The sequence below is a fragment of the Boseongicola sp. genome (assembly GCF_057460485.1).
The window spans coordinates 1-8,188 of sequence record NZ_JBVCWP010000174.1 but is presented as its reverse complement, the minus strand read 5'-3'; the positions used below and the strand labels follow the sequence as shown (position 1 = coordinate 8,188).

Annotated in this window: 9 protein-coding genes and 3 pseudogenes; 6 read left to right on the top strand and 6 right to left on the bottom strand. The window is 52.2% G+C overall.

Annotated features, from left to right (window positions below; all coding sequences use genetic code 11):
* From AC221Y_RS16590 to AC221Y_RS16565, 6 genes and pseudogenes are all read right to left on the bottom strand, one after another.
* Nucleotides 1–248: pseudogene (locus tag AC221Y_RS16590) on the bottom strand (IS5 family transposase); the annotation flags it as partial.
* A gap of 2 nt (nucleotides 249–250) precedes the next feature.
* Nucleotides 251–352, bottom strand: a pseudogene (locus tag AC221Y_RS16585) (IS5 family transposase); the annotation flags it as partial.
* 94 nt (nucleotides 353–446) lie between these two features.
* Nucleotides 447–827 (bottom strand): type II toxin-antitoxin system VapC family toxin, encoded by a 381-nt coding sequence (locus tag AC221Y_RS16580; protein ID WP_486707785.1) that lies wholly within the window; start codon nucleotides 825–827, stop codon nucleotides 447–449.
* Nucleotides 828–1,073 carry a type II toxin-antitoxin system Phd/YefM family antitoxin gene (locus tag AC221Y_RS16575; RefSeq protein ID WP_486707784.1) on the bottom strand — a complete coding sequence of 82 codons (246 nt, stop codon included), beginning with the start codon at nucleotides 1,071–1,073 and terminating at the stop codon, nucleotides 828–830. It lies immediately after the preceding gene.
* Nucleotides 1,074–1,179: 106 nt separating this feature from the next.
* Nucleotides 1,180–1,302: pseudogene (locus tag AC221Y_RS16570) on the bottom strand (IS110 family transposase); the annotation flags it as partial.
* Nucleotides 1,303–1,649: 347 nt separating this feature from the next.
* Nucleotides 1,650–2,363, bottom strand: a complete 714-nt coding sequence (locus AC221Y_RS16565; RefSeq protein ID WP_486707783.1) for a GntR family transcriptional regulator — start codon at nucleotides 2,361–2,363, stop codon at nucleotides 1,650–1,652.
* A 231-nt stretch (nucleotides 2,364–2,594) separates the two neighbouring features.
* Between AC221Y_RS16565 and AC221Y_RS16560 the strand changes: the two genes are divergently transcribed.
* From AC221Y_RS16560 to AC221Y_RS16535, 6 genes are all read left to right on the top strand, one after another.
* On the top strand, nucleotides 2,595–3,782 hold the full coding sequence (locus AC221Y_RS16560; protein WP_299751135.1) for an ABC transporter substrate-binding protein: 1,188 nt from the start codon (nucleotides 2,595–2,597) through the stop codon (nucleotides 3,780–3,782).
* Nucleotides 3,783–3,868: 86 nt separating this feature from the next.
* Entirely contained in the window at nucleotides 3,869–4,738 is an 870-nt protein-coding gene (locus tag AC221Y_RS16555) for a branched-chain amino acid ABC transporter permease (protein ID WP_299751132.1), read from the top strand.
* 4 nt (nucleotides 4,739–4,742) lie between these two features.
* A complete protein-coding gene (locus AC221Y_RS16550; protein ID WP_299751129.1) occupies nucleotides 4,743–5,723 on the top strand; it encodes a branched-chain amino acid ABC transporter permease in 981 nt (326 codons plus the stop codon).
* Nucleotides 5,720–6,502: an ABC transporter ATP-binding protein gene (locus tag AC221Y_RS16545; RefSeq protein ID WP_299751126.1), complete on the top strand. Its 783-nt coding sequence runs from the start codon at nucleotides 5,720–5,722 to the stop codon at nucleotides 6,500–6,502. The genes AC221Y_RS16550 and AC221Y_RS16545 overlap by 4 nt, the downstream gene beginning before the upstream one ends.
* Nucleotides 6,503–6,505: 3 nt before the next feature.
* Nucleotides 6,506–7,228: an ABC transporter ATP-binding protein gene (locus AC221Y_RS16540; RefSeq protein ID WP_299751124.1), complete on the top strand. Its 723-nt coding sequence runs from the start codon at nucleotides 6,506–6,508 to the stop codon at nucleotides 7,226–7,228.
* A gap of 6 nt (nucleotides 7,229–7,234) precedes the next feature.
* On the top strand, nucleotides 7,235–7,918 hold the full coding sequence (locus AC221Y_RS16535) for an aspartate/glutamate racemase family protein (protein ID WP_299751121.1): 684 nt from the start codon (nucleotides 7,235–7,237) through the stop codon (nucleotides 7,916–7,918).
* The last annotated feature ends 270 nt before the right edge of the window (nucleotides 7,919–8,188 follow it).

Sequence of the window (8,188 nt, the reverse complement as noted above, 5' to 3'; positions counted from 1 at the left end):
TGTGCCGCATCAGGGCTCGGGCTGGCATTCTTGGGAGGAGGAATTGTGGCCTCAATCATCGATCCGAAACGCGCGGTAAGAAGGTCGCGTGTTGGGCCACCGTCGTATGCACCGTCTACCAAAAACTGGGTGACCGGGCTGGCTATTTGGTCCAGAAGACCCGGTAAGGCTGTCAGATCACCAACCTCATATTTCGTGAGATCGTCGCAGACAATCTCACCGCTGATAAGGTCCAACCCCAGATGCAATCACCACGCCGACGCAGCCTCTCATTGTACTCCGCCCAATTGGTCACCCGATACTTCTGCTTGGGGATTTTGTCACGGCGCGTGGCGTTGAACTTGTGGGGCATCTATAGCATCCTGAAGAGAATAGTCCGCACAAGTATTAGCGGAGGCGCGATCCCTGCAACAAGGCCCCGGCCCAAGATGGTTGTCGCTCAACAATTACGCGCGGCTGTCTAAAATTTCGATTTTGTAGAGGCCCATTTTTTCATAAGACGTGAGCAATGGTACGTTCTCTGTTTGACTTTGTACGATGAGCATTCGATCAAATGGATCTCGGTGATGAAGATCCAGAGTAGCTAGGCTGATCATATGGCGGTCTGAAAACCCCAAACGTTCAAACCCTTCCTCAGAAACCGCTGCGCAAACTTCTGGAACATTTGCGTCCAGCTTTCCGAGCCTAACTTTGATCGCGATCTCCCACAGGACAACGGGGCTCACTATTGGTTCCTCGGACATGAAAACCCGCCGTGCCTTAAGACCAAGACGTTCAGAGTCTATCAACCACCAAAGAAGCGCCTGCGTATCGACAAGTACGCGCACTTAAGAGGTGCCCTCGAAATCGGACAGGATGTCTTGGTCTTCATCATCAAAACCATCTGGAATAGAGATTTTACCTTTAAGAGACCCAGGAGTGCGTTTACCAAACTCACCGTCGCTCAGGATCAGCTTGAAGCGACCCTTTTTGGCACCCTGACGCGTGATTTCGACTGGAACACCAGCGGCTACCATGTCCAGAATTTCTGATAAACGTGCTTTTGCTTCTCGTAGTGTGAATTGTTCCGACATTTGCAGATCCCCCAACTGTGACTACATATAGAAAAAGAGGTCTCACATGTCAATGTTGCAACCAAGTTGAAATGTCCGTCGTTCCGCAAAGTAGTATCCGTGTTGATCAAGCGCTGTTTTCGGACCAGTTTCTCCCGTCGCGAAGCAACGCATTTGCCACGACAACAAGCTTTCGCATGATGGCAGTGAGTGCCACTTTGGGTGGTTTGCCCGCCTGGACGAGTTGATCGGGCGTTGTCACACTAACTTTTCTAAGTCGAAATATCGAAGTTTTTGAAAATACGTTTTACTGGATTTCAACGACTTACGCGATTTCAAGTCCCATCAAGAAGACGAAATCTGCCGATAACTGAGTTAATGTGACAACACCCGCGACGCGGCCTAGCAACCCGGGAGGCTTGATTTGGCCGATCCCCTTGCCAAAATAAACTAATCTACCTGTAAGGCGAGAAAATCTGTCCGCCGGGCCCGAAACTGGAGTTTTTCAACAGAATAAGCCCAATCTTACAATAATTCTGCGTCGCCGCGAACCGCCGCTATCCGTGGAGGCCAAAAGCGTAACAAAATCAAGGGAGGTTAACCAAGAATTGCGGCCAAGTCGTCCTGAGGCTGTTGTCGCACTTCCATATCAAGGCCACTTTGAATGTGGTTCAGATGTGACATGAGAAGCTTTTCAGCCTGCTCTGGATCACGTGACTGGATCGCTTGAAGTATCTTGGTGTGTTCGTCATCGGGACAGCTCGCGTTTTCCGAGGAACCGAATAGACCCACAATCAATGAGGTGCGCGTGACGAGTTCTCGCATCATACGTGAGATGAAATTGTTTCCGGTTGCTTGAGCGAGTTTAGTGTGAAATTCGCCGGATAGTCGAATGATCTCTGTGCGTTCGTTCTGTGCGCGTGCTGCATCTTCAAGCGCGATATGATCTGTAAGAAGTGCTAAACTAACCTCACCCGGGCCTTGTGCCAGCTGCCTAACAAGCGGCGGCTCAATCAGCATTCGGGCCGCAAAGACGTCATTCGCCTCAGCCTTGTCGGGGCAGGCAACATAGGCGCCGCGATTTGAGTGTAGATCGATGATTCCCTGACTTGAGAGAAGCAGAAGTGCTCGCCGAACACGCATGCGACCCACGCCAAAGGTCTCGCAAAGGCGCGCCTCGCTCAGCTTGGTGTTAGGAGCCAATCGTTGCTCCATGACAGCCTTGTAGATTCGCTCAACAATCAGATTTTCATCAGGTTCCGATGATAAATCCGTTTCATCTTGGCGGTTTGCCAGAGAATTGACACTCACAGTGTGACCTTTCAAGATCGATTTGTTTAACAGCATATGGCGACGGACAGCGCTCAAACTCAAGGGAGAGTATGGCAAATCTTTGAAAATTGTCGACCAAATTGCTAAAACTGTTGACATAGATTGTTAACAATCGTGAACTTGAAGAGCGGCAAGAGTGGTGCGTCCATCAAACTGCCGACCCAAAATGGCGTTTAAGTCGTCGAAATCGAATTCAACGGGAGTTTAGACATGCAACGTAGAACACTTATGAAAGCCGCGCTGACGGCAGTGGCCCTCACCTCGTTTCAGGCCACGTCGGCATTAGCGGAAAATACAGTTTTAAAGATCGGCTTTGTTGGCGTGACCAGTGGTCCCGCTGCAGCCTGGGGGATCTCGAACCAACGTTCGATGGAAGCCCGCGCGGCCTGGATCAATGAGACCGGTGGTTACACGATCGGCGGTACGACTTATGACATCGAGATCGTGTCATTCGATGACCAGAAAGACCCCAAGCGCGCGATTGCGGGTATGGAAAAGATGGCTCAGGAGGGCATTCACTATGTCGTCGGCCCGAACGTCGATGATGGCGCGGCTGCGGTGCGTCCGGTGGCGGAGTCCAACGGGATCATGTATTTCCCATACGCTTTCCCAAAATCTCTTTATCAAGCTCCTGCATCCAATGCCGTTCTCGGCATGGTTGCCAACTATCAGTCGGGGCCATCGATCTACAAATACTTGATGGAAGAAAAGGGTGTCAAAACCGTTGCTTTCATTGCGGCAAACGAATCTGATCCGCTCAGCCAGCGTGACGGTGGGGTTGAAGCAGCCGAGGCTCTTGGGCTTGAGGTTGTTTCTGCCAACGTGACATATCAAGTCGACACCACCGATTTCACACCAGTTCTGACGCCAGTTATGCGAGCGCAGCCTGATCTTCTTGTGTTGTCCGGTGTGTCGCCGGCGAATGCACCTCAACTCATCCGCTCTGCCCGTGAGTTGGGTTTTCAGGGTGTGATTTCGACGGAAACCGCACAAGACGCGGGCGTTCTGGCCGAAGGTGCCGGTGACTTGGCGAACGGGTTCATTTCGGTAGGTGGTGCATCCACACCTGAACTGGCCTCACCGATGATGAACGAATTTGTACAGCGCTACACAGACATGTTTGGCGAGTACAACGACGAGTCAAATACGAAAGTTTATGCACTGGAATACATCCTTGAGACGCTCAAGGCTGATCCTGCAGCAATCACAGATGTGGACGCGTTCAAAGCAACAATGGACACGTTTGAGGCACCGAACCCTTACATGAATGGCGATGCTAAGCTGCGCTATGTCGGTATGACGTCGTTTGGTCAACGCCGTCAGGTTGCTGTTCCACTGGTGGTGAATGTCTATCAGGACGGCGCATTCGAGACGCTGTTCGTCGCTGAAGTCGACTAAACGCCCTTTCTGCTTTTGGACCTCTCCTGAGCAGAACTACCTCGGGCCTCTTGGGCCCGGGGACTTTTTCAAGAAAGAATAACCCCATGGAACAGATACTGGCCAATGGCGTCTATCTGGGGTCCCAATACGCGATGATCGCGCTTGGTTTGACTCTGATCTTTGCCCTGATGAACGTCCTCAATTTCGCCCATGGGCAGATGTATGTGATCGGCGGTTTCGTCACCTATACATTCTACGGCCAGTGGGGCGTACCGTTTGTTTTGGCCCTTTTCATGTCATGCGTCACTTTGGCTATACTTGGGGCGCTCATAGAGAGGTTCCTATTCGCTCCAGTGATCAAAGGCTCCTCCCGCGAAGAAAGCACGATGTTGCTGGCCGCAGGCATTGCGTTCTTTCTGGATGCGGTGATCCTTTTGGTCTTTGGTGAAAAGCAGCGCGGCGTCCCAAAGATCGTCGACGGAGTTTTCAACTACGATTTCCGCCTGATCATGCCCTACGACCGAATTCTTATCTGTGTCCTGGCTATCTTATCGATCGTCGCGTTCATCGGCTTAATGCAATATACAAAGACAGGCCGCGCCTTGCGCGCACTGGCTCAAGATAGAACTGCGGCCCAGTTGATGGGCGTAAATGTGGATCGCTACTCAATGATCGGATTTGCGCTTGGCGCAATGCTCGCCGGTTTGGTTGGTGGTCTGCTGGTTACCATTACGGGTGTGAACCTAGGGATGGGCGGACCAACATCTATCAAGGCCTTCATGATGGTTATGATCGGCGGTGCCGGTGTGATTTCTGGCGCAATCTGGGGCGGCATTATCCTCGGGTTCATGGAGGCTATCGGCCTCGCGCTTCTCTATCAATACGGCGATATCACCTACCTGCTGATCTTCGTTTCGTTGATGATCTTTCTCGCCATCCGGCCTCAGGGCCTGATGGGCAAGCCTTGGGGTTGATCTGATGTTTAATGTTTCCGCGAAACAACTGACTGGCGTCGGTGTCTTCCTCTTTGCCATCTTCGTCGGCGTGCCTTTGATCATTGGTGCAACAGGCCGTTGGGATTTCTACTTTACGCTGACATCTGTGGCCCTTCTATCCATCGCAAGTGCAGGAGTCTGGCTGACATTTTATATTGGTCGGATCAACATCGGCCAAGGCGCATTTGCCCTGATAGGTGCCTATGTTTCCGCAATTCTGGTGGTCAAAGCAGGATGGTCTTTCTGGATATCGCTTCCCGCGGCGGGGTTTTTCGCAGCGCTGGTTGCTATTCTGATCGGCATCCCGATCCTGCGTTTGCGCGGCGTCTATTTTGCAATGATCACACTGGTTCTCACACAGGTTGTCACGTTGACGGCACTTGCCCTTCCAATCACGAATGGCGCGAAGGGGATGTCATCCATTCCGTTGCCATCAGGTGTATCGCTCTTCGGCATTCCTATCCTGCCCGACTTTGCAGGAATGGAGAACACCAAGTTGGCCTTCTACTACACCGCCTGCATCCTGATGATCGTGACCTATGCAGCACTCTACCGACTGGTAAATTCCCGCCTTGGCCACCTATGTCGCTCAATGCAGCAAAATGAGGAGTTGGCCAGCTCGATCGGGGTCAACATCGCCTACATTCGAATCGTGATTTTCGCCATCTCCAGCTTCTTTGGCGGCATTGGCGGGGCCATGTTCGGCTCCATCGCGCAATCGGTCTACCCATCCAGCTTTCAGGTCGTAGATTCAGTGAACTTTATGCTGAACTGTTTCCTCGGCGGTTTGGGCTATGTCTTTGGCCCCATGCTCGGCACGTTGGTGCTCTATTTTGGGTGGGACCTTCTGTTTGAATTCGGTAAATACCAGATGCTGATCTACTCAACGGTCCTGATCCTCATTATCCGCTTTCTGCCCAATGGCCTGCTGAGCTTGCGCATCGGCAAAGGAGGCGACAAATGAGCCCCCTTATTCAAGTCAAGAATGTCACCAAGAAATACGGTGGCTTGACCGCGAATAATGACATTAGTTTTGACGTGGCCGAAAACGAAATCCTGTCGGTAATCGGGCCAAACGGCGCAGGCAAATCAACCCTTTTCAAGATGATCTCTTCCTTTACGCCAACCACGTCTGGCGAAGTGCTTTATCAGGGCGAGCGTATCTCGAACCTCAAGCCGCATATTGTGGCGCGCAAGGGCGTTGTCAGGACGTTTCAAGAAACCACCATCTTCAAAAGTATGACAGTTCGCGAAAGCGTTGTAGTGGCGCAGCACTTGCGGGCCAAGGCATCGCTTGCCGGATATTTCTGGGGGTCCAAGACCGCAAAAGAGGATGTGACCGCCTTTGGCGAATATGCCGATGAGTTGCTGGAGTTTCTCGGCATGTCCGAGATCAGCGGCGAACAGGCCACCAACCTTCCACAAGGCAGCCTGCGCGCGCTTGGCATCGCAATCGGCCTTGCCACAGACCCCAAGGTCCTGCTGCTGGACGAGCCGTTTGCGGGCATGAACCATGATGAAACGATGCGTATGGTCGATCTTGTTCGCTCTGTACGCGACGAACGCGGAGTGACAGTCATGCTGGTCGAACACGACATGCCAGCGGTCATGAACATCTCGGACCGGATCGTGGTGCTGAACTTTGGCGAAAAGATCGCGCAAGGCACTCCCTCTGAGATCCAGAACAATGAAAAAGTCATCGAGGCCTACCTGGGCAGCGCCGACGATGAGATCGGGATGTAAACCATGACAGTCATGTTGGATTTCAAAAATGTCGAACTTTATTACGATCACGTCTATGCGCTGAAAGGTGTATCGCTGACCGTCAATCAGGGTGAAACCGTTGCCCTCATCGGGGCCAATGGAGCGGGTAAATCATCGATTTTGCGCGCTATCACGGGGCTGGCAAAACTCACAAAAGGGTCAGTGATTTTCGAAGGGGCACGTGTCGATGGCACTGATCCCTCTGACATAGTTAAACGCGGAATCGCTATGGTGCCCGAGGGCCGCCGGGTGTTCCCCTTTATGTCTGTCAAAGACAACCTGATGATGGGTGCGTTCACCCGGAGCGACAAGGCAGACATCCAAAAGACATTGGACAGCATCCTAGTCCGTTTTCCTCGCCTGCAAGAACGCTACAGTCAAGCTGCTGGAACTCTGTCAGGTGGTGAGCAACAGATGATGGTGATCGGCCGCGCGTTAATGGCCAAGCCCAAACTCCTATTGCTTGATGAACCCAGCCTGGGCATTGCGCCCAAGTTGGTGCAGGACATTGCGCGCTCTATCGTTGCGATCAACCGTGATGAAGGTGTCTCCGTGCTGCTAGTCGAGCAGAACTCACGCATGGCTCTAAGTATTTCGCACCGTGCCTACGCCATGGCGACCGGCAATGTCGTGATCGAAGGTAACTCTAAGGAACTGCTTCATGATGACCGGATCAAGGCTGCATATCTTGGCGGCGAGGTCTGATCAGACATGAAAATCTTAGTGATAAATCCAAACACAACCGTGTCCATGACGACAAAGATTGCGGAGGCGGCGCAGGCGGTTGCCCGCCCAGATACTGAGATCGTTGCGGCCAATTCTCAAAACGGTCCGGCCAGCATTCAAGGTTTTCTGGACGTCGCGACATGTGTGCCGGGTCTGCTTGAAGAGGTCTCCAGGCATCCTGGCGTTGACGCCATTGTCATTGCTTGTTTCGACGACACCGGCCTCGATGCGGTTCGCACTTTGGTCTCGGTTCCTGTTTTGGGCATCGGAGAAGCCGCCTATCACGCGGCCAGCATGATTGCGAACAAGTTTAGCGTTATCACTACACTGTCCCGCTCCGTGCCGGGGCTTGAAAACAACCTGATGCGCTATGGGCTCGCTCAGAAATGCGTGCGGGTTCGCGCGACGGACATCCCAGTCCTGAAACTGGAAGAGGGCGATCCGGCTACATTGTTCAAGATACGTTCTGAAATCCGCGAGGCAATCGCTCAAGACCAAGCAGAAGCAATCGTTCTGGGATGTGCGGGTATGGCGGACCTTATGGCGCAACTCAGCGAAGAATTCGGGCTACCTGTAATCGATGGTGTTGCGGCAGGTGTCACCTTTGCGGAAGCGCTAGTGAACAACAAGCTGAGTACCTCAAAGATAGGCGCTTATTCTGCGGGATAGCTGCATGGGAAGGCGTTGTCACATTAACTCAGTTATCGGCAGATTTCGTTTTTTGATAGAACTTGAAATCTCGTAAGTCATTGAAAACCAGCAACACGCATTTTTGAACAACTTCGATATTTTGACTTAGGCAGCACACCCATTAATTTCTGTTCTTTCGCCTAGTCCACTGATTCAGCTAATCTGCGGGTATAGATGCGCGAGTTTGATGCGTGCATCGTCGGTTGAGAAACGCCAATTTACCTTTGCGCTGTCGCTGTTGCGATGCTT